Raw genomic sequence first — 26,451 nt, 5'->3', positions numbered from 1 at the left:
GGACCGGCGCCCAGCTTCTGCTAGCTATTTTGTAATCCACGTACTCCTTCCTAGCCAGCTGCTATGCTATGTCCTCTTCCCTTACGTCTCGCTCGCTGAACGCCGAAAACCAGTCGCTGCGCGCGCAGCTTCACCAGTTGCAGGCCGACCGGGCGGCAGCGGCAGAACGCGCCAGTGCGTATGTGCAAAGCCAGGTGCGCTTTCGCACCCTATTCGAGAATTCGCCTCTGGGGCAGAAAATCATTAACCCCGACCTGACCATCCGGCAGGCCAACGCGGCGCTGGTGGCCATGCTGGGCTATACCCACCGCGCTGAGGTGGAGGGCCGGCGCATCCTCGACTTTACCCACCCACACTACCGCGCCGACTGGCACGACTTGCAGGAGCACTTGTGGAAGCACCACATTCCATGCTTTTCCTTCGACACCTGCCTGGTGCGCACCGATGGCACCTCCTTCTGGTGCCAGGTTTATTCTATTCTGTTTTGCGACGGAGGCCAAGAATTGGGCTACACTACCCTCATCGATACCACCGAGCATAGGGAGCTGGAAGCGTCTCTGAAGCGCCTCTACGATGCCCAGGAAACCATTCTGCACCTGGTGGCCCACGACCTAAAAACCCCGATTACCCACATTCAGATGCTAACCGGGCTGCTACGGCGGGACGCGGACAACCCCAAACCCGAAACCCCCAAGCTGTTGGCCCTGATTGAACAGGCCTGCGCCGAGGCCAATGCGCTCGTGAAAGACGTGCTCTACCTCGGCGAGCTGGACGCGACCCAGCTAAAAAAGGAGCCCACCAACCTCAACGCTTTTTTGGAGGCGCAGCTGACCGTGCATCGCCTCACTGCGCACACCAAAGGGCTTGACCTGGTGCTGGAGCTGCCGCCGCAGGTAGTAACCGCAAACCTGAACCCCAACAAATTCAGCCGGGTGGTGGCCAATCTGCTCAGCAATGCCCTGAAATTTACCCCCAGCGGGGGCCGGGTGGTGGTGCGGCTGGAAGCGCGCGCCGGCCGGGCGCGCCTCACGGTGCAGGACACGGGCGTGGGCATCGCGCCCGCGCTGCAGGCGCACATTTTCGATAAGTTCAGCGCCGCCGCCCGCGCGGGCCTCCACGGGGAAGCCACCACGGGCCTGGGCCTGTTTATCACCCAGCAAATAGTGTGGCTGCACGGCGGCACCATCGGGCTGACAAGCCGCGAAAACGAGGGCACAACCTTTTTTATCGACCTCTAACCAAGGGCTATTTTACGGAAAGGCGCGTCAGACGGTCATGCTGCGCTTGTCGAAGCATGACCGTCTAATCTGTTCCTTTAACCATTCCCTCCTACACCGCCGAGCACTTGTCCAGCAGCTTTTCCAGAAGTGAAGCCAGGTCTACCGTCACAAACGACGAGCAGTAGTCGGACAGGCCGTAGGGGATGACCAGCTTGCCCTGGTGAATAATGGAGCCGCACGAATACAGCACGTTGGGCACGTAGCCCTCGCGCTCCTCCTTGTTGGGAATGAGCAGCGGCTCGGTGAGGCGGCCGATTTCGATAGCCGGGTCGTTGAGGTCCAACAAGCTTACGCCCAAGCAGTAGCGCCGCATGGGCCCCACGCCGTGAGTAATAATGAGCCAGCCGTGCGCGGTTTCGATGGGCGAGCCGCAGTTACCAATCTGGATGAATTCCCAGGTGCTTTTCGGCTCCTGAATCTGCACGGGCGCCTGCCAGATGTTGAGGTTATCGGAGTACATGAGGTAGTTGCTCCAGCCGTCGATGCGCGACATCATGGCGAAGCGCCCCCCGATTTTGCGCGGAAACAGCGCCAGGTTCTTGTTGTGGGCCCCGGCCCCGTGCAGCGGCATTACCCGGAAGCTGATAAAATCTTCGGTGCGCAGCAGCTTGGGGGCAATGGTCACGCCGTCGTAGGCCGTGTAGGTAGCGTAGTACACCACCTGGCCGTCGTCGCCCACGAAGCGCACAAACCGGGCATCTTCGATACCCCGGCGCTCAAAATCGGAAACCGGAAATATCACCCGGTCCGAAATATCGGTGTCAAGCGAAAACGTGAGGTCGTAGTAGGCTTCGGCTAGCCAGAGCAGCTGGTCGTAGGCCGGTTTGAGGGCGGCGTCGGGCTGGGCGGCCTGGGCTTCGAGCACGGTCTTTTGCAGCAGGTTAAACTCGAAGCGCTCGGCCAGCTGGTCGGCAATTTCGGCTACTAGCTGTGGGTTGAGGGTGGCAGCGAAAGGCTGGGCAAAGAAGTCGGCCTTGCGGTATTCGGCGCTACGCACCGTCTCGGCCTCGTCGATGTAAACGCTGGCCGGCAGCACGTGAATGTCGGCGTCCTTGTCGAGCAGCGCCCGGCGAAAAACGATGGAAGAAATATGCCCCTCGCCCACGGCCCGAAAGCTGATGATGACGCGCTTTTCGCCCTCCTGCAGTTCCGACTGGTCAGGGTCTTCAATAATGGATGGGTTGAAAAACGCCGCCGACTCGATGGAGTACTCGTGGGTGAAGTAGCTACCTATCAGCAGCTTGCGGTAAGGCAGCAGTTTCTCGTAATCCAGGCCCAGCCCCGCAAACAAGGGTTGCAGCCGGGCACAGTTGCGGTTGAGCACCCGCGTAATATTACGGTGGCGCTTGGAGTACTCCTGCAAAATGGGCGAGATGGTGCCAAAAACCGCTTCCTCGCTCAGGGCCATCACGCGACCAATAACCTGCCGGGCCCGCTCCTCACCATAAAAAAAATAGCGGGCAATAACCCGCTTCATGTCTGGATATACTTTCTCGGATTCTCGTTCGATGGTGAGGCGCATGGCGGGGGGGGTAGGAAAGGGTTTCAAAGCACATCAGGCTGCGCTTATCGAAGCGCAGCTACTGCTTCGTTTTCAATGCATTGCTTGCTAACGCGGCAGCGACAGCTGGACTGTGCGGCTCCCAGCCGAGCAGGACCGCTGGATGGGGCCGCCCTACCCCTCGGCGAGGGGTAGGGCGGCCCCATCCAGCTTGCTCAGCAGCAAGGCTGCCATGGGCGCGCCTTCGGGCAGGCCCTGCTGACGCCACAGCTCCGCACCGTCGCGCAGGAGAATGAAGGCGGGCACCCCCCGGCCATCGAAGGCGTGGACTACGGCGGGGTGGCTGCCCTCATCCACCTTCAGCACGCGAATAGCGGCGCCGAGCTGGTACTGCAAATTATTCAGCATCAGGTTAGTGGCCGTGCGGGCGGGCGGGGTTTCCTGCTGGGCACCGGGGCCCACGGTAGGCAGCATCACGAGTAGCATGGCCGGGTGCACGGGCAACAGCGGAAGAATGGTGGAGGGAAACATGAGCCGGGGAAAAAGTAAGTTACACCGTGGCCAGCCGCAAGGAGGCCTTAAAGTGTAGCCGTAAAATTACCGGCTACCTCCGCCGGCTTGCATGATGCGTATCAGGGAGTTAGGTTGACGTTTGTCAAGTCTGGCTGCATAAGGCTGTGCCTACCTGGGGCCTGCGTGCGGCGTTTCAGTTCCGTGCCCCCGCTCCTGAGTGCCCACATGGCCAAGTGATTGCATAGCCATTTCGGCAAAATGGCAGGCGTTTACAACCTGGACCTACGCGGGTTCACGCACGCGCACCCCGCGGGGAATGGCGCGACGCCTACCCAAAAGGGTGGCAAACTCACTTCGGACCTGGCCTAGGCTGGCCGAAGTTGATAGCGCGAAAAGACCCTGGCGCCTATTAGAGGACTACCAAGGCTAATTCCAAAAGTATAGACACAAAAAAAGGCCGCGCCACCCGGCACGACCCTTTCCAAACCCGGACGCAGCGAGAATTCCCACCCAGCGCTGGTCCGTGGCTCCAACCCAGGGGCTAGTGCCGGAACAAAAGTTCGCGGTACTTCACCAGGGGCCAGTCCTCATCGGCTACAAGCAGTTCGAGCTTGTCGGCCGCGCGGCGGATTGCCGCGAATTTATCCTTTACCGTGTCGCAATACGCAATGGCGCGCTCGCGACCGTCTTCAATCTTATTGGCAACTTTACGCGCTTCGAGCATGGCATCAACCGTAGTTTTAATGGTCGACACGTAGCGCGAAATATCTTTAATCATTTGTACCGTTACCTGGCTGTTCTCGTCATCGAGGCCGAGGTCGCGGAGGCCGCGCACGTTTTGCACAAGCTTATTCTGGTAGATGAGGGCCGTTGGAATGACGTGGTTAATGGCCAGGTCGCCGAGCACCCGGCTCTCAATTTGAATCTTTTTGGTATAATCCTCCAGCAAAATTTCGTGGCGGGCGTGTAGCTCTATCTCCGACAAGATACCGTGGCGGGCAAATAGCTCGGCGGCATCTTCGCGCACCAGCGCGTCAAGGGCCAGGGGAGTAGTGGGCACATTGGCTAGCCCGCGGCGGGCTGCCTCATCGCGCCACTCATCCGAATAGCCGTTGCCTTCGAAGCGAATGTCTTTGGAAGTTATAACGTAGCTGCGCAACACGTCCACAATAGCCACTTCTTTTTTCTTGCCTTGGGCAATCAATTCATCTACTTCTGCCTTGAAGTCGATGAGCTGGTCGGCCACAATCGCGTTCAAGGTAGTCATAGCCGACGAGCAGTTGGCCGACGAGCCTACGGCGCGCAGCTCAAATTTGTTGCCGGTGAAGGCAAACGGCGAGGTACGGTTGCGGTCGGTATTGTCGAGCAAGATAGCCGGAATCTTATCAATACCCAGCTTGAGGTAAATGTTATCACCTTTATCAAGCGGCAGCTTAGCGGTGCGCTCCAGCTCATCAAGTACGCCATCGAGCATCGAGCCCAGGAATACCGACATGATGGCTGGCGGAGCTTCGTTGGCGCCGAGGCGGTGGTCGTTGCTGGCCGAGGCAATGCTGGCGCGCAGCAAGTCGCCGTAGCGGTGCACGGCCTTCACCGTCGTAATAAAGAAGGCCAGAAACTGGAGGTTTTCCTTGGGCCGGCGGCCGGGCGCGAGCAGGTTGACACCCGTGTCGGTGCTCATTGCCCAGTTGTTGTGCTTGCCCGAGCCGTTGACGCCCGCGAAAGGCTTCTCGTGCAGCAATACTTTAAAGTTGTGCTTCAGGGCTACGCGGTCCATCACATCCATCAGCAGCTGGTTGTGGTCGATGGCCAGGTTGGCATCCTCAAACGTGGGCGCGCACTCAAACTGGTTTGGAGCTACCTCGTTGTGACGGGTGCGCAGCGGAATACCGAGGGCGTTGGCTTCTTCTTCGAAGTCGAACATGAAGCCGTGTACGCGGGGCGGAATCGAGCCGAAGTAGTGGTCTTCGAGCTGCTGGCCCTTGGCCGAGGCGTGGCCAAACAGCGTGCGGCCGGTCATTACCAGGTCGGGACGGGCGTCGTAGAGCGCCTTATCGACCAGGAAGTACTCCTGCTCAATGCCGAGCGTAGTATTTACGCGCTGCACGTCCTTATCGAAGTACTGGCAAACGTCCACAGCAGCTTTTTCCAGCACGGCCAGCGACTTGAGCAGCGGCGCCTTATAGTCGAGCGCCTCGCCAGTGTAGGCCACGAAAATCGTGGGAATGCAGAGCGTCTTCGTGCCTACCGTTTCAATGATGAAGGCGGGCGAAGTGGGGTCCCAGGCGGTGTAGCCGCGCGCCTCAAACGTGTTGCGAATGCCGCCGTTGGGGAACGAAGAGGCGTCGGGCTCTTGCTGCACCAGTGCCGAGCCTTTGAAATTCTCAATCGGCCGACCATCCGAGTTCAGGTCAAAGAAGGAGTCGTGCTTTTCGGCGGTAGCGCCGGTGAGCGGCTGAAACCAGTGCGTGTAGTGGGTAGCGCCCTTGGCCATAGACCAGGTTTTCATAGCGGCCGCTACGGCGTCAGCTACCGAGCGCTCAACGGGTGAGCCGTGCTTGACAGCTGCTTGCAGCTTCTTGAAATACTCGCCGGGCATGTTGGCCCGCATAGCTTCCAGATTGAACACGTTTTGCCCAAACGAGTCAGACCGGCGAGCTGCCAAAGGCTTTACCGTAAGCGCTTGGCGCTGGTCGACAAGTTCGAGTGCTTTGAAGCGAAGAATGGCCATACTGGCGGGCAGAAAGTGAGAAAATTAAAAGAATGCCTGGCAAAGGTAGACAGAAAACGCATTTTCTGAAAATCACCTGTAAAATCGATGGCTTTTTGTAGAAAAAGACGCTGTTTAGTTGTGGATGCCCTCCACAAATCAGCCTATTTTATAAATTAATAGCTCTTCAAATCCCCTGTGGTGAAAAATTATCTTTTTATTACACTGTGGCTTGTGATTCCTTTTCCTTGGAAAGGAGCCTGTATTTTATACCAGCCTGAAAAGATTTATAAATTCAGAATAAATCAATTAATAAAGGGTTACTATTTTTTAATTAAAATAAATCTTCGAAACTCTTGCATGTAGTTTGCAAATGCACTAAAAGCCACTACTTTTGCCAACACAGTTTTTTTCCAAAACAACCCATTTTTTGGTAGGGCTCTTACTCTTTTACTGTCTCTCCCCCTCCTACCCACCCTCTAAAAACAGCCTCTATCGATTAAAATTTTAGGCTTTGACTACTGAATAGGTTATTTCACGCAGTGTGCCCACTGCCGTGTAACGCTGTTTTTTGCTTAAAAAACATATTTTCCTATATCCTAACGAACCAGTCAAAACCTGATGAAGAAAACGCTATTCGCAACAATTTTTGCCTTGGGTGGCGGGTCAGCAATGGCCCAGACGGATACCACGGACACGGGGAAGTTGAGTATTTCGGGCTACCTCGACTCTTATTACCTAACGGCCTTCAACCGGCCCAAATCGGGCAATTTGCTGGGGGTAGACCAGCTGGCCGGCCGGGGCTTCGACCGGCTGACCGACCAGTTTGCGCTGGGCTTGGTGCAGGCCAAGTTCTCGTACTCCAACCGCAAGTCGGACATGGTCATTGACCTCACCTTTGGGCCCAATGCGGAGCTGGGCAACTTTGGTAATACGACGGGAGTCTTTAACCTGTACCGGCCGCAGTCGCCGTACGTGGCCTCCCTCTATGGCACCTCGGCCGCCATTAAGCAGGCATACTTCACCTACCGGGCCACCCCCAAGCTTAGCTTCACGGTGGGGCAGTTTGGCACTCACATTGGCTACGAGGTTATTGACGCGCCGCTCAATTACAACTACTCGCTTTCCAACCTCTTTAATAACGGGCCCTTTTACCATGTGGGCATGAAAGCCGCCTACAGCTTCTCCGAGAAAGCGTCGCTGATGCTGGGCCTGGTTAATAACTGGGATAACCTGACGGATGACAATAAGCAGAAGTCACTCATTGGCCAGTTTATGTTTAAGCCACTGGCTACCTGGACGGTATACCTAAACTGGATAGGCGGCTACAGCGACGATACGTACCTCAATGGGCTGGTTAAAACCGGGTCGCTACCCCCCCTATTCAGCAATTATACCCGCAACCTGTACGACCTCACTACCAATTACCAGGTTACGCCCAAGTTTTACCTGGGCCTGAACGCGGCCTATGGGCGCTATGACTTTCGGCCCGCAGATGTGGCGGAGGAGGGACTATACAGAGACAAATTTGGCAGCGCCGAGCCTACCTGGGGCGGCGTGGCCCTCTACAGCAACTATGCTTTCAGCGACGTGGTGGGGCTGGGGGTGCGCTACGAGCACTTCGAAGACAAGCACGGGGTGCGCTACCTGCAAACGGTGAACAACTCGATTACCGTGACGGCCCCCATTACGCTGGCGGCCGGCAAGCTGCAGGTGAAGCCCGAATTCCGCCTCGATACGGCCCCGGTCAGCTACTACGAAACCTCCTCGGGGCAGGGCACTCCTACGCAGACCACGCTCGGGGTGGCCTTCATCTATAAGTACTAGCCCGCCTGCTGGCTGGCATGGCTGGCCCCGGTGGGGGCCGGGTAACCGTCTTCTTTCTTGTGTTACTATGCGTACGCTGATTCTCTTGCTGGGGGTAGGGTGGCTGCTAACGGGCCTGGAAGCCCACAGCCAGGCCCTGCCAACTGATGCGCAGGGCCGGGTGGCCTTTCGCGAGGTAGTGCCCGCCGATTCGCTGGCGGCCAGCCTGCTCTACGTGCGGGCCAAAAGCTGGCTGCACCGCCGGGGCTACGCGCTGACGGTAGCCGACTCGGCCGGGGGCCGGCTGGTGGCCACCAACGCCTTTGGGGTGTATGACCACGGGTATGCCACCAAGAAGCTGCACGGCAAGGTGCAGTACCAGCTGACGGTGGAAGTCAAGAAAGGCCGCTACCGGCAGCAGTTTACCGACTTCCTCTTCGCCTACTATGCCGAGGACCGCACCTACCACGTGGTGCCCACCGGCAAAACCAAACCGCTCGAAGACCTCACGGCCTCCGGCTGGCTCAAGCTTTGGCAAAGCCACCGGGAGGCCACGCGCCAGACGGTGGAAGACCTGGCTGCTGAGCTAAAAACGGCCATGCTGGCCGTGCCCAAGCCCCTGGCCCAGCAGCCACGCCTCACCGCTGACTGGTAACGCTTTTTGATGCTTTTCACTCATTTCCAACTCTTCAACCACCAGCTTTATGCAAAAACCTAACTTCATTCCTTTAGTGTTGCTGCTGGCAGTGGGCCTGCTGGCTACGTTTATGCCGGCGCTGCCCACCACTATTGTCACGGAGGGCATCGACTCGGGCGATACTGCCTGGATGCTGTGCGCCACGGCCCTCGTGCTGCTCATGACGCCGGGGCTGGCCTTCTTCTACGGCGGCATGGTAAACTCTAAAAACGTGATTTCGACCATGTTGCAGAGCTTTGCGGCCATGGGCATCATCAGCTTGCTGTGGGTAGTAGTGGGGTTCAGCCTGGCGTTTGGCACGTCTATGCACGGCCTGGTGGGCGACCCGCGCACGTTCTTCCTATTTAAAGGCGTACTCGATGGCAAGCCTTGGGCACTGATGCCCACCGTGCCGCTGATGTTGTTCGCCTTTTTTCAGATGAAGTTTGCCATCATCACGCCGGCGCTCATTACGGGCTCGTTTGCGGAGCGCATCAATTTCAAGTCGTACATCCTCTTTATTGTGCTTTTTAGCCTGCTCGTGTACGCGCCGCTGGCCCACTGGACCTGGCACCCCGATGGCTTCCTGGCCAAGATGGGCGTGCTCGACTTTGCGGGTGGCACGGTGGTGCACATGTCGGCGGGCTGGGCCGCGCTGGCGGCGGCCATTTACCTCAAGCCCCGCCACTCGCGCAACACCGAGCAGGTGCTACCCCCCGCCAACATTCCGTTTGTGCTGCTGGGCACGGGCCTGCTGTGGTTTGGCTGGTTTGGATTTAATGCCGGCTCGGCTGGGGCAGCCAACCCATTGGCCGTAAATGCGTTTGCCACTACCAATGTGGCGGCTTCGGTGGCGGGCCTGGCCTGGATTCTGTTTGACGTAGCGCGGGGCAAAAAGCTCTCGGCGCTGGGCTTCTGCATTGGGGCCGTGGTTGGGCTTGTGGCCATTACGCCGGCTTCGGGCTACGTTACGGTACCGGTGAGCATCTTTATTGGGGCGATAGCGGGCGTAACGAGTAATTTCTTTGCCCACATGCGCTCCAAATCGCGCCTCGACGATACGCTCGACGTGTTTCCGTGCCACGGCATCGGCGGCATGGTGGGATTGATTATGACGGGCATCTTCGCCAGCAAAGCTGTGAACGCGGCCGCGGCCGATGGCCTGGCCTACGGTGGCACTACCTTGTTTTTGACGCACTTGCTGGCCCTGGTTATTGTATCGGTCTTTGCTTTTTGCGCTTCGTTTGCCTTGCTCAAGCTCACTGACCTGATTACGCCGCTGCGCGTGACCGCGGAAGAGGAGTCCGTGGGCCTCGACATGAGCCAGCACGAGGAGCGCCTGCTGGCGGGTGCCTAAGGCCTACTAGCCGGCAGGCCAAGGCTGCCACGTTTTTGAAAGAAAGTTACCCAAGGCCGGAGCGTTTGCTCCGGCCTTTTTGGTTTCGGCCCCTACCCCCGCCGCCGGTACCTTTGCGGGCATGTTTCGTGACCTGTTCCACCGCATTCGCCAGTATCGCCGCCAGCAGCGGCAGCAGCGCGCCAACCTGGACCGTACCGATGCAGCAGCCCTAGCTACCCAAGCCCAACCTGACCCCACGCGCCTGCTGCTGGTGCGCAACGATTCCATCGGCGACTACCTGCTCTACCGGCCCTGGCTGCGCCGCTTTAGCGAAGTGGCCAGGGGCCGGGGCCAGCGCCTCACGCTGCTGGCCAATGCGCTGTGAGCGCCGCTGGCCCGCGCCTGGGACGCCGACCTGTTTGAAGAAGTAATAGCCGTGGAGTTTGGGCGCTTCACTACCGACCTGGCCTACCGGGCCGAGGTGCTGCGCGGCGTGGGTGCGGCGGGCTTTGGCGAGGTAATTTACCCGCTGCACGTGCGCGAGGCAGCCGTGGAAAACTTTATCCGCTTTCTGCGAGCGCCGGTGCGGGTGGCCAGACAGGGCGAGCACCGCACCGGGCCGTGGTTTGAGACACTCGACGCGGGCTATTCGCGGCGGCTGCCCACCACGCGCGCGGTGCTGTTTGAGTACGACCGCAACCGCGAGTTCTTTGAAAACTGGCGGGCGGGCGAAATCTCTTCGCTGGCATTACCCGCTGAGCCCCCTACCCCCCTTCGCCTGCCCGATGCTGTGCTGGCCGCCGGCACCGCCGAGGCCGCCGCGGGCGGCCCCTACATCGTACTATTTCCAGGGGCCAGCGCCCGGCAGAAGCGCTGGCCGGCGAGCCACTTTGCGCAGCTGGCCGGCGCGCTGCACCAGCGCTACGGCAGCCAGTACCGGCTGATACTGGCCGGCAGCCCCGCCGATGCCACCGACGCCGCCCAGATTATCAAGGCGGCTGGGCCAGCCGTACCGCTCGATAATCGCTGCGGGCAGACTGACCTACCGGGCCTGGCCGCGCTAATGGCCGGTGCCCGCCTGCTGATTAGCAACGATACGGTGGCCGCCCACCTCGCCGCCCAGGCCGGCACGCCCTGCCTGGTGCTGCTGATGGGCGAAAACTACGGCAAGTTCTTTCCCTACCCCCCCCAGCTGCTGCAAGCGCCTTGCCGCTGCCTATTTCCGCCCAGCCAGGAGGCCCGCTTTGCGCAGGGTGACTTCAACCCGTCAGCCACCGACCCCGATATCAGCCAGATTACCCCGGCGCGGGCGCTAGCCGCAGGTGGTGAAGTGGTGAAGTGGTGAGATGGTAAGTAAAAAAGAACGTCATGCTTATCTGGCGTCCGCTTGTCGAAGCATCTCGCTCGCGCCGCAAGGGGTAGTAATCCTCACGATGCGACCAAGATGCTTCGACAAGCGGACGCCAGATAAGCATGACGTTCTTTTTTACTCACCATCTCACCTCAGTCGTACCTTTGTGGGCTTATGACTCCCCAAACCGTTGCCTTTTATACGCTGGGCTGCAAGCTCAATTTTTCTGAATCGTCGGCCCTGGGCCGGCAGTTTGAGGAGCGCGGCGTGCGCCGCGTTGAGTTTGAGCAGGGCGCCGATGTGTACGTCGTGAATACCTGCTCCGTCACCGACCACGCCGACCGCAAGTGCCGGCGGGTGGTGCAGCAGGCCCTTAAGCATAATCCCAATGCCTTCGTGGCCATTGTAGGCTGCTACGCGCAGCTCAAGCCCCAGGAAATCGCCAATATTCCGGGCGTGGGCGCAGTGTTGGGCGCGGCCGAGAAATTCCGGCTGGCCGAGATTCTGACCGAGTTGGAGCTCCCTACCCCCGGCGCGGCGGCCGGGCCGGGCCGCGTGTTTGCCTCACCCATCAGCGAGGCGCACGAGTTTCACCCGGCGCAGTCGCTGGGCGAGCGCACGCGCACGTTTTTGAAGGTGCAGGATGGCTGCGATTACTCGTGCTCGTTCTGCACCATTCCGCTGGCGCGGGGCGCTAGCCGCTCGGGCAGCGTGGCCTCGGTGGTAGAGCGGGTGGAGAAGCTGGCCGCACAGGGCGTGCAGGAAATCGTGCTCACGGGCGTTAATCTTGGCGATTTTGGCGTGCAAGGTCCCGAGCGCGAGCGGCGCGAGAACTTTACGCAGCTGGTAGAAGCCCTGGACCAGGTCGAGGGCATGCGCCGCTACCGCATCAGCTCGTGCGAGCCCAACTTGCTCACCGACGAAATTATCCGGACCGTGGCGGCCTCGCGGCGCTTCATGCCGCACTTTCACCTGCCGCTGCAAAGCGGCTCGGATAAGATTCTGGGCCTCATGCGCCGCCGCTACCGCCGCGCCCTCTACGCCGACCGCGTGGCCCGCATCAAGGAGCTAATGCCGCACGCCGGCATTGGGGTCGATGTGATTGTGGGATTTCCCGGCGAAACGGAGGCAGATTTTCTGGAAACCTACCAGTTTCTCAACGAGCTGGCCATCAGCTACCTGCACGTATTTCCATACTCGGAGCGGGCCAATACGTTGGCCCCTACCCTGCCCGGCCGGGTGCCCGAGCGCGTGCGCACCGAGCGCACCACCCAGCTGCGCAGCCTCTCCGAAAAAAAGAAGCGCGCCTTCTACGAGCAGCACGCGGACTTCGAAACGGAGGTGCTTTTCGAAGATGACGTCACCGATGGCCGGGTCGAAGGCTACACGCCCAACTATATCCGCGTGGCCGCCAAATACGACCCGCTGCTGGTGGGCGAAATTCGGCCGCTGCGCCTCACCCAGGTAAATGCGCTGGGCCTGATGGAAGCCGAGGAAGCCGGAATCACGGATTACGCGGATTTTAATCGGATTCCACGGATTTTGTAGACGATTTCCTTATTTCATAGAGTTGCTGAATTGAAAAGGGCCGCCTGCATAGGTGGCCCTTTTTTACATCTACAAAATCCGTGAAATTCGCTAAAATCCGCGTAATCCGTGGTTTAGCTAGCCCGTTGTAGCACGGCTACTAGCTGCTGCATCAGGGACTGTTGCTCCACCAAGTGCTGATTACGTTGCTCGGCCAGGGCCAGTTGGTGCTGGAGGTATTGGGTTTGTAAGGCGGCCGTGAGATAGGCAGGGTCGGGCACCGCGGCCGGGGCGGGCGGCGTAGCGGCTGGCACAGGGGGTAGGGCGGCTGCTGGTGCTGGCGCGGCCGACACTGGTGGGGCAGGCGCAACTGGCGGTGTTAGCGCGGGCGCTACCGGCTCAACTGACGCCGCAGCAATAAGTACTTCCGTGGGAGGGGTGACGGGCGCGGCAAGCAAATCGGCCGCAGCGGTGAGGCCCGCAGCAGGTAGTGGCGCGGCAGCGGGGGTAGGCGGCGTTGAAGAAGAAGCCTCGGCCTCTTCAACCAACATAGGGCCATTGCCAAGCAGGAGCCAGTCTTTCGACACATTTGGATAAGTCTCAAATACCTTGCACAGCAGGTCGTAGCCGGGCTTATTGCGCTCATCAACCAAATGCTGAATGACAGTAGCCGTCTTGTCCAGCGACTGCGCAAAGGCATTTTTACTCAGCCCAAGGTGCTGAATAAGTTGGGTAAAGCGTTGGCCGATGGAAGCGGGGGTAGGCATTTGCACAAATGGAAAGTTGCACAAATGTAAAAGCCCCAGCTGACTTACATCAGCTGGGGCTTTCATATCTTTCACTACACATCCCGCAAAATCTACTCACTATGCGGAAAAGCGTCAATTACTCATAGCGCAGGCTATCAATTGGGTCGAGGGCGGCTGCCTTGCCAGCCGGGTACGAGCCAGCCAGCAGGCCCACCGAGATGCAGATGGTCAGCCCTACCCCTACCCATACCCACGGCACCAAAAACGACTTGCTACCCGCCAGCACTGCTACGGCGTTGCCGGCCCCAATGCCTAGCAAGATGCCAAACGTGCCGCCCAGCACGCAAATGACGATGGCCTCCAGCAAAAACTGCAGGCGTATCTGGCGGGCGGTAGCGCCCAGCGCCTTGCGGATTCCGATTTCGCGGGTGCGCTCGGTCACCGATACCAGCATGATATTCATGAGCGCAATGCTGGCCCCGAGCAGCGCCAGAAAAGCGATGGACCCGCCCGCCAAGCGCATCTTGCCGCTGAGCGAATCGAGGGTACCGCTGAGCGAGTCGGGGCTTTCGATGTCGAAGGAGTCTTCCTGGCCCAGGCGGTCGTGGCGCACGGCGCGCATCACACCAGTGGCTTGGCTTTGCAGAAAGGCCAGCCCAGCAGCATTGGAAGTAGCCGTTTTCACATCGTAAGTGAGGGCACCCTGGCGGGGTAGCTGGTTGCCGGTTTCGAGGGGCACCAGCAGCAGGCGGTCGGCGCCGGAGCCGCCCATAGTGCTGCCGCTTTTTTCGAGTAGGCCCACCACCTGGAAGCGCTGGCCCAACGCGTAGATGTACTGGCCCACGGGGGTAATTTGTGGGAAGAGCTTGTCCTTCATCTCACTCCCGATAATGGCCACGTGCGCCCCGGTGTTGAGCTCGGCTGGCGAGAAGGTGCGGCCCTGGGTCAGGGTGTAGCTCTGAATGCGCAGGTAATTTTCGTCGCCGGCTATCACCTGCATGTTGGGGTTGGTTTTTTGGCCGTTGGCCTTGATTTCGGCGGCCCCGGTGATGGAGGCCGACACGCCCACCACGGCGGCCGGTTCACGGCGCGCTAGCTCTTTTTTATACAAAGTGGCCTGCAAATAGCTGAGCGCCGGGTACTGCTTGCCCTGCACGCCGCCGCGCCGGAAGCGGTTGCCGTAGCCCTTAGCCTTGATTTCGAAGGCATTGGCACCCAGGCTGGCGAAGGTGTCGCCCAGCGAGCTGCGCATGGCGTCGATGGCCGTGAGGATGCCCACCAGCGCCATCAGCCCAATGCTCACGATGAGAGCCGTGAGAATGGTGCGCAGCAAATTGCCGCTGATGGAGCGCAGGGCCTCGCGGATGTTTTCCAGGTAACTCATAAAATCGCAGATTGACGCAGATGGGGCAGATTTCGCAGATTCGGGCGGCGTGAGGGGGGTAGGACAGCTGGCTAGCGCCGAATGTGCCGGCCGGCCCGTACCTTGAACTACGGTTGCGGCCGGCCCGTTGGCAAGGCAGCTCTTAGTCCTCAAAAGTATGTTCTTAAAGCGTTTTGCCCTGCTGCTGGCCCTGCTGGCCCCTACCCTGGCGGCCCACGCCAACCATATTTTCATCCCGATGGATGATACCCAGAAGGAGTGCCTGAAGGCTTATGGCCTGTGTTACTGGGCATTGAGCAAGCAAATTGAGATTGACTGGCTGCTGAACTACCGCGGCGGCTCATTTGCGTGCGAGGCGCAGCCGGCCCTCGAAAATGAGCTGAACGTGCGCGGCGTGACCTACCAGACCATCTCGGAGGCGCAGTACACTGGCATCTTGCAGCAGATAGCCGACCCCAACGCCAATATGGACGTGATGAAGCTGGAGAAAGTGCCCAAAATCGCGGTGTATACGCCCAAGGGCAAGCAGCCCTGGGACGATGCCGTGACGATGGTGCTAACCTACGCCGAGATTCCGTACGACAAGATTTACGACGACGAGGTGCTCTCGGGCGTGCTGCCCAAGTACGACTGGCTGCACCTGCACCACGAGGATTTTACGGGCGAGTACGGCAAGTTTTACAGCGCCTACCGCTACGCGCCCTGGTACCAGCAGCAGGTGCGCGACGCCGAAGCGGCCGCCAAGCGCAATAGCTTCAAGAAAGTGAGCGAGATGAAGGCCGCTGAGGCCGTTAAGATGCAAGAGTTTATCGCGGGCGGCGGCTTCATGTTTGCCATGTGCTCGGCCACCGATAGCTACGACATCGCGCTGGCCGGCCTGGGCGTGGATATGGTGGGCCCGATGTACGACGGCGACCCCGCCGACCCCAGCGCCCAGAGCAAGCTCAACTTCAACCGCACGCTGGCGTTCCAGAATTTTCACCTGCGCATGAACCCACTGGAGTACGAGTATTCCGACATTGACATGCAGCCGCAGGAGCGCGGCTTGTACGAGCAAAACGATTACTTTCAGCTCTTTACCTTCTCGGCCAAGTACGACCCGGTGCCGACCATGCTGACCCAGGACCACGAGAAAACCATCCACGGCTTTATGGGCCAGACCACGGCATTTCGCAAAAGCCTCATCAAGCCCGACGTTATTGTTATGGGCGAAACCAAGCAGGATGGCGAGGTGCGCTACATGCACGGCACCCTCGGCAAGGGCACCTGGACTTTCTATGGCGGCCACGACCCCGAGGACTACCAGCACCTGGTGGGCGAAGAGCCCACCGACCTCTCGCTGCACCCAAACTCGCCGGGTTATCGCCTCATTTTGAACAACGTACTATTCCCGGCGGCTAAGAAGAAGAAGCAGAAAACCTAAGCCAAGGCATCCCGCGCACCTAACGTAGTACTTGCCTTCTACTTAAAAAAACCAGCTTAGCAGCTGGCAGCTGAAACCTGGAGGCAGGGTAAGGCTTCTGCGAACGCCACATTAATATTCTATACAATTTATTGGCATGTTACCCATTCCTGCTTCGCCATTCTGGTACGCAGTCTGGACCACGGGCAACGCTGTAATTTTTGATGTAAACGGCACTCCGTACGCACAGCGTCCACTACGGTGCAGGATGCAGGTTGAGCTACTTATCTGTTATGCCCTGCGGCCGTGGCGCCTGCTCGAGTTGCAGTCGCGTTCGGGCCGAGCGCGAGAAGCAAGCGCAAAGCTGTACGTGGGCTCGTAACGCTCACGTAGGTGTACATTCCCGTACTGCCTAATTTGCTGGCAGACTGTTGCAACCTGGAAAGACAGTAGCCCCTACCCGCCATGCCTACCCCTCCGTTTTCGGATGCCCTGGCTGCGTCAGCGGCGACACGCGGCAGTAGCTGGCCAGCAGCCAGGGCCGCCGCAATCAACCCGCGCCAGACACAAGTGCTCTACCTGGTGCTGGCGCTGGGAGTATTGCTGCGCTTATTTCACTTCCTCTATAACCGCTCGTTTTTTACTGATGAGCTGTTTTTGAACGTAAACCTGCTGGAGAAGGACTTTTGGGAACTGGCGACCACGCCCCTGCGCTACGAGCAGAAAGCCCCCATCGGATACCTTTGGACGGCGCGGCTGTGCGCTCTGCTGTTTGGCCCGCGCGAGCCGGCGCTTCGCCTGCTGTCGCTGCTGAGCGGGCTGGTGGCCCTGGGCGGCTTTGTGCCGGTAGCCCGCTACTTTGTGCGGGGCTGGGGGGTAGTGGTGGCGGTGGGAGTGCTGGCCCTGGGGTCGCCAGCTATTTACCACGCCGTTGAGGCCAAGCAGTACAGCACCGAATTATGCGCCACGGTGCTGGCTTTGTTACTATACCTGCGCTACCACAACCGCCCCGGCTGGCCGGCGCTGCTGGCTTGGGGCCTGCTGGGTAGCCTGCTGCTGCTGTTTTCGTTTTCCGTCATTTTTGTGTTGGCGGGTATAGGCCTGGTGTTAGCTGCGCACGCGGCGTGGCAGCGGCGCTGGCTACGCTTGGTGCAGTACGCCATTCCGGGAGGCATGTGGGTGCTTACGTTTGGCGTCATTTACTTGCTGTTTGTGAGCAAGTTTCTGTCGTCGGGGTGGCTCCCGGATTTCTTTCGGGTCCGCTACGATGCCTACCCCGACCTGCACCATCCCGTGGCCGCCGCCAAGTGGCTGGTGCACAAAGGGTATCAAATTCTTGACCGTCCGCTGGGCCTGCTGCTCTCCTCCGATAACCACCTGCTGAAGCTGGGATGGGTGTCGCTACCAGTATTGGGCATAGGGGTAGTTTTTCTGCTGAAAGAACACCGGCAATGGTTGGCGCTCTTGCTGTTGCCCGTGGCACTGGCCTTGCTAGCCGCGGCAGCGGGGCAGTACCCCTTCCATGAACGCTTTCTGCTGTTTTTAGCACCTCTGCTGCTGCTGGTACTGGGCTATGGGGTGCAGGTAGTGGAGCGCCGGGTAAGCAGCTCGGTAGCCGTTGGCACGCTGGTGACGCTACTGCTACTGCCGCCGGCTACCAACTCCACCCGGCAGGCGCTGAACCCTGATTTGTTTTACAACCGCTCGTACAGCCGGCAGCTCCTGCTGCACGTCAACGCTCACTGGCAGCCCGGCGATGTGGTATACGTGTACTGGAATATGCAGCCTGCCTATGAGTACTACAAGAAAGCGTATAAGTTAAAATTTGATGCCGTAGCAGCCCACCACGCCAAAAACCAATCGAGCAGCCAAGCCGATTACCTGCGGCATTTGCAGCCCGACTTCGTGGCCTTCGCTGGTAAGCGGCGCCTCTGGTTTATATATGACACGAACCTGCGCGACCCGACTGGTGACTACGTAGACAAGCCAGCCTGGTATTACGACGCACGCTACCCCCCTGGCCGGGTACTAAACGAGTACTTTGCGGCCACCACCCGGCGGTTGGCATATTTTCACCTGGATAACTACTCAACTACGCTGTACGCACTGCCCGCAGTCCCGCTCAGGCCCTGGGGTAGCCTGCCAGGCCCTACAGCTCACTAGCAACTCGGCCGCCCTACCCCCCTCATTCCCGCTGGCGCTGCCGGCGGGATTTTTTGGTGTATAAGCTACTTGCCCGCCTACCTCGGAGCCATAAAATTATAAATAAAATACTATAATTATTTTAAATGTACAATTTTAATAATTATCCGCTTATCTTCGCAGCACTACTTATTTATGCTCCTTACACCTATTACAGCACGTTATGCGAACTATTACTACCCTGCTTGGCTGGGGCAGTGGCCTGGCCTTATTGCTGAGCGCTGCACCGGCGCGGGCCCAGGTTGACACCGTGCGGGCCAGCACGCTGCCCGGCCGCCAGGTGGCCGAAAAGGCGTACAATGCCGGCCTGGCGTTTTTCACGGCTCAGAACTACCCCGCAGCGCTGGCCAGCTTCGACCAGGCCGTGACGACCAAGGCCGATTTTGCGCCTGCCTACGCCAGCCGCGCCGCTACCCAGCTGGCCCTCAAGCACTACCCGGCCGCCGTGGCCGACTACGACCAAGCCCTGAAGCTGGAGCCGGGCGCCTTTGCCAGCTACTACGGCCGGGGCCAGGCGCAGGAGGCCGCCGGCCAGGCCGCCGCTGCCGAGGCCGACTACGGCGCGGCCCTGCAAGCCAACGCGGCCTATGCGCCGGCCTGGTACCACCGGGGCGTGCTGCGCTTCGAAAAGGGTGAATACCAAGCCGCCCACGACGATTTTGACGGCGCCGTGAAGGCCGACCCGGCCTACGCCTTTGCCTACCACGACCGCGCCAGCACCAGCCTGCGGCTGGGCAACTACCCGGCCGCCGTGGCCGACTACTCGCGGGCGCTAGAGCTGCAGCCCACGCTGCTGCCCGCCCTGCTCAACCGGGCCGCCGCCGAGCGCCACACCAACCAGCTGCCCGAGGCCCTGCGCGATTATGACGCCTACCTGGCCCAAAAAACCGATAACGCGCTGGCATTCACCAACCGGGGCAACGCGCGCTTCGAGAACAAGGACTACGCCGGGGCGGTGGCCGACTTTGACCGGGCCCTGGCCCTCGACCCCAAATACGCCTACGCCTGGAACAACCGCGCCGCCGCCGAGCTCAAGCTCAAGCAGTACGCCAAGGCCAACGCCGACGCCACCGAGGCCCTGCGCCTGGCGCCGCGCTACGCCGAAGCCTACCTCAACCGTGGCCACGCCCGCGAGATGCTGCGCCAGGCCGACAACGCCTGCCAGGACTGGCGCCAGGCCGCCACGCTGGGCCTGCGCGCCGGCAATAGCTACGCCGCCGCTGCCGGCTGCACCGGCGAGGCTGCCGAAGAAGTGGCTGAAAAGTAGTCGTTTGGATTAGAAAGCGGCAGAATAGAGAACGTCATGCTGACGAAGGAAGCATCTCTACTGCGTTACTAACTCTTAACGTCGGGATTACTTACGCGGGAGAGATGCCTCCTTCGTCAGAATGCTATTCTTTTTTTGCCTAATGCGCTAGACTTATCTTACAGTACAACTACTTATATGCAACGGATACTTTTATCGGGTATTTTACTAGCTACCAGCCTATTAGCAATCGAAGCCCAAGCCCAGAGCGTCGAGTTTTCTAAAGACGAGTTTGGGACCGACAAGCAGGGGCTGAAGGAAGCATTGCGCGAGTTGAAGGCTGGCGATGAGGCTTACCAGGCCGACCCGGCGCGCTACGGCGCGGCCCTACCCCACTACTTGGCCGCCCAGCAGTTCAACGCCAGCAACGCCTCGCTCAATGTAAAAATCGGCGACTGCTACCTGCATTCGGGTACCAAAACGCTGGCCCTACCCTACCTGCAAAAGGCCAAGGTGCTGGCGCTGGACCCGGCCAGCGACCCGCGCCTGCATTACCTGCTGGCCCGCGCCCTGCACCTGAGCGCCAGGTGGGCCGAAGCCAGCAAAGAATATCAACTCAGCAGCCCCACCAGCGCCAGCGATAAAGCCCGCGAAAGCGAGCCCGTGACGGCCGAGGACCTGGCCCGCCGCATCCGGGAGTGCCGTAATGGGCAGGAGCTGGAAAAGAACCCGGTGCGCGTGTTTATCGACAATGCGGGCCCCAGCGTGAACTCGGCTTACTCTGACTACGGGCCCGTGGTGTCGGCCGATGAGGGCATGCTGCTCTTCACCTCGCGCCGGCCCAACGGGCCCAACGCGCCCAAAGACCCCGCCACCGATGGCTATTTTGAGGATATTTACCAGACTGCCGCGCGGGGCCAGAACTGGCAGCCGGCTACGAACCTGGGCGCGCCCGTGAACACCGCCGGCCACGACGCCACCGTGGGCCTCGCGCCCGACGGCCAGCGCTTGCTGGTGTATGCCGACGAAAACGGCGGCGACCTGCGCGAAACCGAGCTGCAAGGCGCTGCCTGGACCAAAACCCAGCGCCTACCCGGCCGCATCAACTCGAAGTACCACGAGTCGTCGGCCGCGTACTCGCCCGATGGGCGCTATCTCTACTTTGTGAGCGACAAGCCCGAGGGCAGCCGCGGCGGCCGCGACATCTACAAAGTGGACCTGGCCGGCAAAGGTCTGCCCGAAAACCTGGGCCCGGTCATCAATTCGCCCTACGGCGAAGAGGCCGTTTTCCTGATGCCGGATGGCAAAACGCTCTACTTTTCGTCGGAGGGCCACAACTCGATGGGCGGCTACGATATCTTTAAATCGACGCTGCGCGAGGGCAAGTGGAGCGAGCCCGAAAACCTGGGCTGGCCCATCAACACGCCCGACGACGACGTATTTTTCGTAACCTCGGCCTCGGGGCGGCACGGCTACTATTCTTCCGACCGGCCCGGCGGCCTGGGGGGTAAGGATATTTACCGCATCACGTTTTTGGGCCCCGAAAAGCCGCCCGTGCTCAGCGAGGAAAGCCCGCTGCTGGCCTCGCGGCTGGCCCCGCTGGCGCAGCCGCCGCTGGCCCCGCCGGTAGCGGTGGCCACGGCGCAGGTTACCATCCTCAAAGGCACCGTGACGGACGCGGCTACTAAGCAGCCGTTAGTGGCTACTATCGAGCTAGTGGATAATACTACCAGCCAGACTATTGCGTCGTTTCACAGCAATGCCACGTCGGGCAAATATTTGGTGAGCTTGCCCTCCGGCACCAATTACGGCATCGTGGTGCGGCAGGATGGCTACCTGTTTCACTCCGAAAACTTCGACCTGCCCGCCGGCGCTGCCTACGCCGAAGTGGTGAAGGACATTCCGCTTAAGAAGCTGGAAGTGGGGGTAGTAATCGTTTTGAATAACCTCTTCTTCGACACCGGCAAGGCCATCCTGCGCCCCGAAAGCACCGCCGAGCTGGAGCGCCTGCAAACCCTGCTGGCCGACCAGCCCGCCATCCGGCTCGAGATGGCCGGCCACACCGACAACGTAGGCAAGCCCGCCGCCAACCAGGACCTGAGCCAGCGCCGCGCCCAGGCCGTGGTAGCTTACCTCACCGCCCACGGCATCGCGGCCGACCGCCTCACCGCCGCCGGCTACGGCGACACCCGGCCCGTTACGTCGAACGCTACCCCCACCGGCCGCCAGCTCAACCGCCGCACCGAGTTTAAGGTGACGGGCAAGTAGACGGAATTTTGGATAGCGTGGCCGTCAACCGGTCGGACGGCTGCGCCGTTGGACCGGAGCAGGTACCGGACTCGGAAACCGCTCTAAAACGACAGCTGGTCCCAGAAAACCACTTTGCCATCCTGGTTGTGCACGAACTGCACGTTGCCATCCTGCGACACCAGGATGGCCAGGCACTCGGGCGCGGCCAGGCATAGGCGGTAGGCGGCCCGGTGCCGGGTGCCGCCGTGGTCGGCAGGCACGGGCTGCAGGGTCTGGCCCTCCATATCCAGGGCGCGATACACCTGGCTGAGGGTCACCTGCGTGGCCTGAATTTCTACTCCGAAGCCCACCAGATCTATCTGCTGGGTAAACATCAGGGCGCCGTCAACAGCGCCCATGTCGGCAATGCAGTCGGCAAAACGGTCTATTTCGGCCGCCAAGGTCAGCAGCTCCGCGTCGCGCGAGCACTGGAAGTGCGTCCAGCTCAGCTCGCCCAGTTCCAGTAGGCGCCGCACGCTGGCCTGCACCAGGGTCGGGAATCGGGGGCCAGCCCCAGTGGGTAGCAGCCGATACTTGGGCCGCAGTACGCCGCCCAGCCCGGTAAGCGCGGCTACCTGGTGGGTAGGCACCAGCACCACCAACACCCCGTGGCCGCTGGCCCGCGAGCGCGTGAGCGCCCGGCGCTGCATGTGCAGCACAAACCTAATAATGCACTCTTCCTGCGTAAGCGTCCATTCCAGTCCGGCCGCCGCGGCCCCCGCCAGTTGCTGGTTTTCGAAGAACCGCCCCGCGCCCCAGGCCAGCGGAAACTGCAAAAAGCCGTGCCCGTCGATGCGCCCGCGCTGCAAGGTGAGCAAGCGCTGGCTGCCGTAATAAAATACGAGGCTGCCCGGCCCACTCACTTGCACCAGCAGTGCCGGCGGGGCAACGGCCACGGCCTGGCGCGAATTATCGGGCACCCAGTCCCACTCGTGCCCACTAAAAAGCATCCCCCACAGCAGGAGCTGCCCGTCGGCCGAAGCTTCTACCGCCAGCAGACTGCTACTGTGCTGCACAGCCGGACTCAGCCGACGCACCTCGTGCTCGTTCCAGGCCCGCACTTCGTCGAAGCGCACCAAGTGAAAGTCAGTTAGCGTAACCGGCTGCGCCTCCAGTTCGGCCTGCGCGGCCAGCACGGCGTGGCACTCCACGGGCCGGCCCTCTTCGAACAGCAGGCTGGCTTGGTACAGTACCGAGATGAACCGTGTGAGCACCTCCGGCGCCGGCAGCGGCGCGGCGCCGGCCGGCCAGCGCAACTGCAGGGCAGCAGCCAAGTCGCTTGGGTAGTAGTGAGTGGTCATCAGCGGGAGGTCACCTAACGCACAAAGAGGTTACGCAAGGTAGGAGCTACATGCGCTCTTCACCTTTGCGTAACCTCAATTTACGATATTCTAGCTTAGTTGCTACCCCTTCGCTGTCAGCGTAATGTAAGGAATGATACATTCCTCCAACGATACGCCGCCGTGCTGGAACGTGTCCTTGTAGTAGTTCACGTAGTAGTTATAGTTGTTGGGGTAGGCGAAGAAATAATCACCCAGGGTGAAGACGTAGGCCGTACTCACATTTTCGCGGGGCAGGAAAATATTTTCCGGCTTGCGCACCACGTAAATGTCGCGGCTTTCGTCGAAGCCCAGGTTGCGGCCGTGCTTATAGCGCAGGTTGGTGTTAGTATTGCGGTCGCCCACAATTTTATACGGGCGCTTTACCCGAATGGTGCCGTGGTCGGTGGTGATGATGAGCTTGCCTTTCTTCTCCGAAATGGTTTGGAGCATTTCATAAAGTGGTGAGTGCAGAAACCACGAGCGAGTGAGGCTGCGGTAGGCACTTTCATCGGCGGCCAGCTCGCGTATCATCGCCATATCGGTGCGGGCGTGCGAGAGCATATCCACAAAGTTATAGACGATAACGTTGAGCTTGTAGTTGTTGTGCAGGTTAGCCATTTTACCCAACAAGTCCTTGCCGGCCTGCAAGTTGGTTATCTTGTGGTAGCTATGCTTGGCCTTCTGGTTGTTGCGCTGGAAGTTGATTTCCAGGAACTCGGCCTCGTGCAGGTTTTTGCCTTCCTCGTCCTCGTCCCACACCCACAGGTTGGGGTATTTTTTCTGTACCTCGCCGGGCATCATACCCGCAAAAATGGCGTTGCGGGCGTAGGCCGTAGTAGTGGGCAAAATGCTGTAGTACAGCTCCTCACTATCGACGGTAAACAGCTCGGCGATAATGGGTTCGAGTACCTTCCACTGGTCGTAGCGCAGGTTGTCGATGAGCACGAAGTACACCGGCGTGTCGCCGGTCTGCTTCATCAGCGGAAACACTTTCTCTTTGAACAACTGGTGCGACATGAGCGGCGCGTCCTTATCGCGGCCGTTCACCCAGTCCTCGTAGTTCTCAATAATGAAGCGGCCGAAGTAGGTATTCGCCTCGTCCTTCTGCATGTTGAAGACCTCGGCCATGCTCTTGCCCTCGGTTTCGTTGATCTCCAACTCCCAATATACAAGCTTCTTATAAACGTCAACCCACTCCGAAGGTGAGAGGCGGTCGGAGAGTTGCATACCAAGTTGGCGGAAGTCGCGCTGGTAGCCCGAGTTGGTAGCTTCGGTTACTAAGCGCTTGTTATCCAGCACCTTCTTTACCGACAGCAGAATCTGGTTCGGGTTGACGGGCTTAATGAGGTAGTCGGCGATTTTAGCGCCGATGGCGCCCTCCATAATGTGCTCTTCCTCACTCTTGGTAATCATCACGACGGGCACCGTGGGGCGCACCACCTTGATTTCGGTGAGGGTTTCGAGGCCGGTAAGGCCGGGCATATTTTCGTCCAGAAAAACCAGGTCGTAGGAATGTTCCTGCACCTCTTCGAGGGCGTCGGCGCCAGAGTTGACGGGCGTCACATCGTAGCCTTTCTCCTTGAGAAAGAGGATGTGCGGCTTAAGCAGGTCAATCTCGTCGTCGGCCCAAAGGATGGAATAGCGTTGCATAGGCAAGGGCGCGCAAACAGGGGCGCGCTTCGGGGGAAAGGTAAGCGGTAGCGGTATGAACGGCAGCCAACCCCGGCTTGGTATACAAGCGGGGGTAGGCGGGCCGTCCGTAGCTTTACCGGAAAACCGGGGTTTGGGTTCCTGTTCGCGCGGCTTAGTCGGCCAACCGGCCCCAAATACCGGCCAACGCTCCCCTACCCCCCCCCGCTGAGCCGCGCCCGCCTGCGATGAATAAAAAGAAGATTTTCAACGACCCGGTATACGGGTTCGTGACCGTACCCACCGAGCTGCTGTTCGACCTCATTGAGCACCCCTACTTCCAGCGGCTGCGGCGCATCCAGCAGTTGGGGCTCACCAACTTCGTGTATCCGGGGGCGTTGCACACGCGCTTTCACCACGCACTGGGCGCCATGCACCTCATGCAGTTGGCCCTGCGCACGCTCAAAGACAAGGGGGTAGGGATTTCGGCGGCCGAGGGCGAGGCCGCCCAGATTGCCATCTTGCTGCACGACATCGGCCACGGCCCGCTCTCGCACGCGTTGGAAACCAGCATCTTCCAGGATGTGCCCCACGAGCAGCTGTCGCTGTTCCTGATGCAGCGGCTTAATAAAGAGTTTGATGGCAAGCTGAGTTTGGCCATTGAAATGTTTCAGGGCAGCTACGGGCGCGATTTTTTTCACCAATTGGTTAGTTCCCAATTGGATATGGACCGGCTCGACTACCTCAACCGCGACTCGTTCTACACCGGCGTGCAGGAGGGCCGGCCGGGCGCCGACCGCCTCATCAAGATGCTGCAAGTGGTGGACGAGCGCCTGGCGCTGGAAGAAAAGGCCGTGTACTCGGTCGAGAATTTCCTAGTGAGCCGGCGGCTGATGTACTGGCAAGTGTATCTGCACAAGACGGTTACGAGCGCCGAGCAGATGGTCATTCGCACCATGCAGCGGGCCCGCGACCTGGCCCGCGCCGGCGTGGCGGTGCCGGGTAGCAGCTGCCTCACATTTTTTCTGGGTCACGCCGTCACGCTGGCCGAATTTGAGACGGACACCGACATCCTCAACCACTTCGTGGAGCTAGATGATACGGACATCTGGGCAGCCATCAAAAGCTGGAAAGGCCACTCCGACAAGGTGTTAAGTTTCCTGGCCAAGAGCCTGATAAACCGGCAGTTGTTCAAAATCATCATCGCCCCCGAGCCCTACGACGACGAGTTTCAGCTAGGCATCGTGGAATTAATCGCCGAGCGCTTCGCCCTACCCCCCGACGATGCGCGGCAGCTGATGATAACCGGCCGCCTCAGCAACACGGCCTATGACCCAGCTAGTAACGAGACAATTAACATCCTCACCAAGCTCGGTAAGGTGGTGAATGTAGTGGAGGCGTCCGATTTGCCCAATATTCGGGCGCTGAGCCAGAAAGTACAGAAGTATTATATCTGCTACCCCAAGGAAATTTTGTAGGCCACTAGCACCGTAGCGCGAAGTTTCACTTCGCGCGCGAGCGCAGC

At 59.9% G+C, this 26,451-nt stretch carries 19 protein-coding genes; 12 read left to right on the top strand and 7 right to left on the bottom strand.

The features are described from left to right. The first annotated feature begins 68 nt into the window (after window positions 1–68). The gene (locus tag E4631_RS14810) at window positions 69–1,238 is read left to right on the top strand and encodes a PAS domain-containing sensor histidine kinase (protein ID WP_133656511.1); all 1,170 of its coding nucleotides are present in this window, start codon (window positions 69–71) and stop codon (window positions 1,236–1,238) included. Between the two features lie 91 nt (window positions 1,239–1,329). Here E4631_RS14810 and E4631_RS14805 read toward each other — a convergent pair whose 3' ends face one another. From E4631_RS14805 to E4631_RS14795, 3 genes are all read right to left on the bottom strand, one after another. Next, window positions 1,330–2,829 (bottom strand): glycoside hydrolase family 130 protein, encoded by a 1,500-nt coding sequence (locus E4631_RS14805; RefSeq protein ID WP_240734938.1) that lies wholly within the window; start codon window positions 2,827–2,829, stop codon window positions 1,330–1,332. Window positions 2,830–2,955: 126 nt separating this feature from the next. After that, window positions 2,956–3,312, bottom strand: coding sequence for a thioredoxin family protein (locus tag E4631_RS14800; RefSeq protein WP_133656512.1), 357 nt, complete (start codon window positions 3,310–3,312; stop codon window positions 2,956–2,958). Between the two features lie 523 nt (window positions 3,313–3,835). After that, window positions 3,836–6,025 carry a glutamine synthetase III gene (locus E4631_RS14795; protein WP_133656513.1) on the bottom strand — a complete coding sequence of 730 codons (2,190 nt, stop codon included), beginning with the start codon at window positions 6,023–6,025 and terminating at the stop codon, window positions 3,836–3,838. 600 nt (window positions 6,026–6,625) lie between these two features. Here E4631_RS14795 and E4631_RS14790 point away from each other — a divergent pair. The 6 genes from E4631_RS14790 to mtaB all read left to right on the top strand — a co-directional run bounded on the left by E4631_RS14790 (window position 6,626) and on the right by mtaB (window position 12,724). Continuing rightward, complete coding sequence (locus E4631_RS14790) at window positions 6,626–7,831, top strand: outer membrane beta-barrel protein (protein WP_133656514.1); 1,206 nt, start codon at window positions 6,626–6,628, stop codon at window positions 7,829–7,831. 67 nt (window positions 7,832–7,898) lie between these two features. Then, window positions 7,899–8,465 carry a DUF4468 domain-containing protein gene (locus E4631_RS14785; RefSeq protein ID WP_133656515.1) on the top strand — a complete coding sequence of 189 codons (567 nt, stop codon included), beginning with the start codon at window positions 7,899–7,901 and terminating at the stop codon, window positions 8,463–8,465. Window positions 8,466–8,514: 49 nt separating this feature from the next. Next, window positions 8,515–9,843: an ammonium transporter gene (locus E4631_RS14780; RefSeq protein ID WP_133656516.1), complete on the top strand. Its 1,329-nt coding sequence runs from the start codon at window positions 8,515–8,517 to the stop codon at window positions 9,841–9,843. Between the two features lie 79 nt (window positions 9,844–9,922). Then, on the top strand, window positions 9,923–10,210 hold the full coding sequence (locus E4631_RS14775; RefSeq protein WP_133656517.1) for a hypothetical protein: 288 nt from the start codon (window positions 9,923–9,925) through the stop codon (window positions 10,208–10,210). 51 nt (window positions 10,211–10,261) lie between these two features. Then, complete coding sequence (locus E4631_RS14770; protein WP_166647994.1) at window positions 10,262–11,170, top strand: glycosyltransferase family 9 protein; 909 nt, start codon at window positions 10,262–10,264, stop codon at window positions 11,168–11,170. Window positions 11,171–11,350: 180 nt separating this feature from the next. Beyond that, a complete protein-coding gene (gene mtaB, locus E4631_RS14765) occupies window positions 11,351–12,724 on the top strand; it encodes a tRNA (N(6)-L-threonylcarbamoyladenosine(37)-C(2))-methylthiotransferase MtaB (protein ID WP_133656519.1) in 1,374 nt (457 codons plus the stop codon). A gap of 113 nt (window positions 12,725–12,837) precedes the next feature. On the opposite strand, the gene E4631_RS14760 is transcribed toward mtaB, so the two are convergent. Continuing rightward, complete coding sequence (locus tag E4631_RS14760; protein ID WP_133656520.1) at window positions 12,838–13,470, bottom strand: helix-turn-helix transcriptional regulator; 633 nt, start codon at window positions 13,468–13,470, stop codon at window positions 12,838–12,840. 118 nt (window positions 13,471–13,588) lie between these two features. Beyond that, complete coding sequence (locus E4631_RS14755; RefSeq protein ID WP_133656521.1) at window positions 13,589–14,836, bottom strand: ABC transporter permease; 1,248 nt, start codon at window positions 14,834–14,836, stop codon at window positions 13,589–13,591. 157 nt (window positions 14,837–14,993) lie between these two features. Between E4631_RS14755 and E4631_RS14750 the strand changes: the two genes are divergently transcribed. From E4631_RS14750 to E4631_RS14735, 4 genes are all read left to right on the top strand, one after another. Next, window positions 14,994–16,259, top strand: coding sequence for an asparagine synthetase B (locus tag E4631_RS14750; RefSeq protein ID WP_133656522.1), 1,266 nt, complete (start codon window positions 14,994–14,996; stop codon window positions 16,257–16,259). A 444-nt stretch (window positions 16,260–16,703) separates the two neighbouring features. Further along, entirely contained in the window at window positions 16,704–18,401 is a 1,698-nt protein-coding gene (locus E4631_RS14745) for a glycosyltransferase family 39 protein (protein ID WP_133656523.1), read from the top strand. 202 nt (window positions 18,402–18,603) lie between these two features. Then, window positions 18,604–19,707 carry a tetratricopeptide repeat protein gene (locus E4631_RS14740; protein ID WP_133656524.1) on the top strand — a complete coding sequence of 368 codons (1,104 nt, stop codon included), beginning with the start codon at window positions 18,604–18,606 and terminating at the stop codon, window positions 19,705–19,707. Between the two features lie 177 nt (window positions 19,708–19,884). Further along, window positions 19,885–21,954, top strand: a complete 2,070-nt coding sequence (locus E4631_RS14735) for an OmpA family protein (RefSeq protein WP_133656525.1) — start codon at window positions 19,885–19,887, stop codon at window positions 21,952–21,954. An 83-nt stretch (window positions 21,955–22,037) separates the two neighbouring features. On the opposite strand, the gene E4631_RS14730 is transcribed toward E4631_RS14735, so the two are convergent. Then, window positions 22,038–23,276: a putative sensor domain DACNV-containing protein gene (locus tag E4631_RS14730; RefSeq protein ID WP_135318613.1), complete on the bottom strand. Its 1,239-nt coding sequence runs from the start codon at window positions 23,274–23,276 to the stop codon at window positions 22,038–22,040. Window positions 23,277–23,378: 102 nt separating this feature from the next. Then, window positions 23,379–24,947 (bottom strand): PglZ domain-containing protein, encoded by a 1,569-nt coding sequence (locus E4631_RS14725; RefSeq protein ID WP_133656527.1) that lies wholly within the window; start codon window positions 24,945–24,947, stop codon window positions 23,379–23,381. Between the two features lie 227 nt (window positions 24,948–25,174). Between E4631_RS14725 and E4631_RS14720 the strand changes: the two genes are divergently transcribed. Beyond that, window positions 25,175–26,404, top strand: a complete 1,230-nt coding sequence (locus E4631_RS14720) for an HD domain-containing protein (protein WP_133656528.1) — start codon at window positions 25,175–25,177, stop codon at window positions 26,402–26,404. The last annotated feature ends 47 nt before the right edge of the window (window positions 26,405–26,451 follow it).

The sequence above is a fragment of the Hymenobacter sp. UV11 genome (assembly GCF_004684095.1).
Classification (GTDB): domain Bacteria; phylum Bacteroidota; class Bacteroidia; order Cytophagales; family Hymenobacteraceae; genus Hymenobacter.
This window is presented reverse-complemented; position numbering and strand designations above follow the sequence as displayed.

Excerpts from the sequence above, each read along its gene's own strand:
- E4631_RS14740 (WP_133656524.1), top strand. The coding sequence starts at position 18,604 with ATGCGAACTATTACTACCCTGCTTGGCTGGGGCAGTGGCCTGGCCTTA.
- mtaB (WP_133656519.1), top strand. The coding sequence starts at position 11,351 with ATGACTCCCCAAACCGTTGCCTTTTATACGCTGGGCTGCAAGCTCAAT.
- E4631_RS14725 (WP_133656527.1), bottom strand. The coding sequence starts at position 24,947 with ATGCAACGCTATTCCATCCTTTGGGCCGACGACGAGATTGACCTGCTT.
- E4631_RS14750 (WP_133656522.1), top strand. The coding sequence starts at position 14,994 with ATGTTCTTAAAGCGTTTTGCCCTGCTGCTGGCCCTGCTGGCCCCTACC.
- E4631_RS14730 (WP_135318613.1), bottom strand. The coding sequence starts at position 23,276 with ATGACCACTCACTACTACCCAAGCGACTTGGCTGCTGCCCTGCAGTTG.
- E4631_RS14790 (WP_133656514.1), top strand. The coding sequence starts at position 6,626 with ATGAAGAAAACGCTATTCGCAACAATTTTTGCCTTGGGTGGCGGGTCA.
- E4631_RS14735 (WP_133656525.1), top strand. The coding sequence starts at position 19,885 with ATGCAACGGATACTTTTATCGGGTATTTTACTAGCTACCAGCCTATTA.
- E4631_RS14795 (WP_133656513.1), bottom strand. The coding sequence starts at position 6,025 with ATGGCCATTCTTCGCTTCAAAGCACTCGAACTTGTCGACCAGCGCCAA.
- E4631_RS14760 (WP_133656520.1), bottom strand. The coding sequence starts at position 13,470 with ATGCCTACCCCCGCTTCCATCGGCCAACGCTTTACCCAACTTATTCAG.
- E4631_RS14755 (WP_133656521.1), bottom strand. The coding sequence starts at position 14,836 with ATGAGTTACCTGGAAAACATCCGCGAGGCCCTGCGCTCCATCAGCGGC.
- E4631_RS14780 (WP_133656516.1), top strand. The coding sequence starts at position 8,515 with ATGCAAAAACCTAACTTCATTCCTTTAGTGTTGCTGCTGGCAGTGGGC.
- E4631_RS14810 (WP_133656511.1), top strand. The coding sequence starts at position 69 with ATGTCCTCTTCCCTTACGTCTCGCTCGCTGAACGCCGAAAACCAGTCG.
- E4631_RS14800 (WP_133656512.1), bottom strand. The coding sequence starts at position 3,312 with ATGTTTCCCTCCACCATTCTTCCGCTGTTGCCCGTGCACCCGGCCATG.
- E4631_RS14745 (WP_133656523.1), top strand. The coding sequence starts at position 16,704 with ATGCCTACCCCTCCGTTTTCGGATGCCCTGGCTGCGTCAGCGGCGACA.
- E4631_RS14785 (WP_133656515.1), top strand. The coding sequence starts at position 7,899 with ATGCGTACGCTGATTCTCTTGCTGGGGGTAGGGTGGCTGCTAACGGGC.
- E4631_RS14720 (WP_133656528.1), top strand. The coding sequence starts at position 25,175 with ATGAATAAAAAGAAGATTTTCAACGACCCGGTATACGGGTTCGTGACC.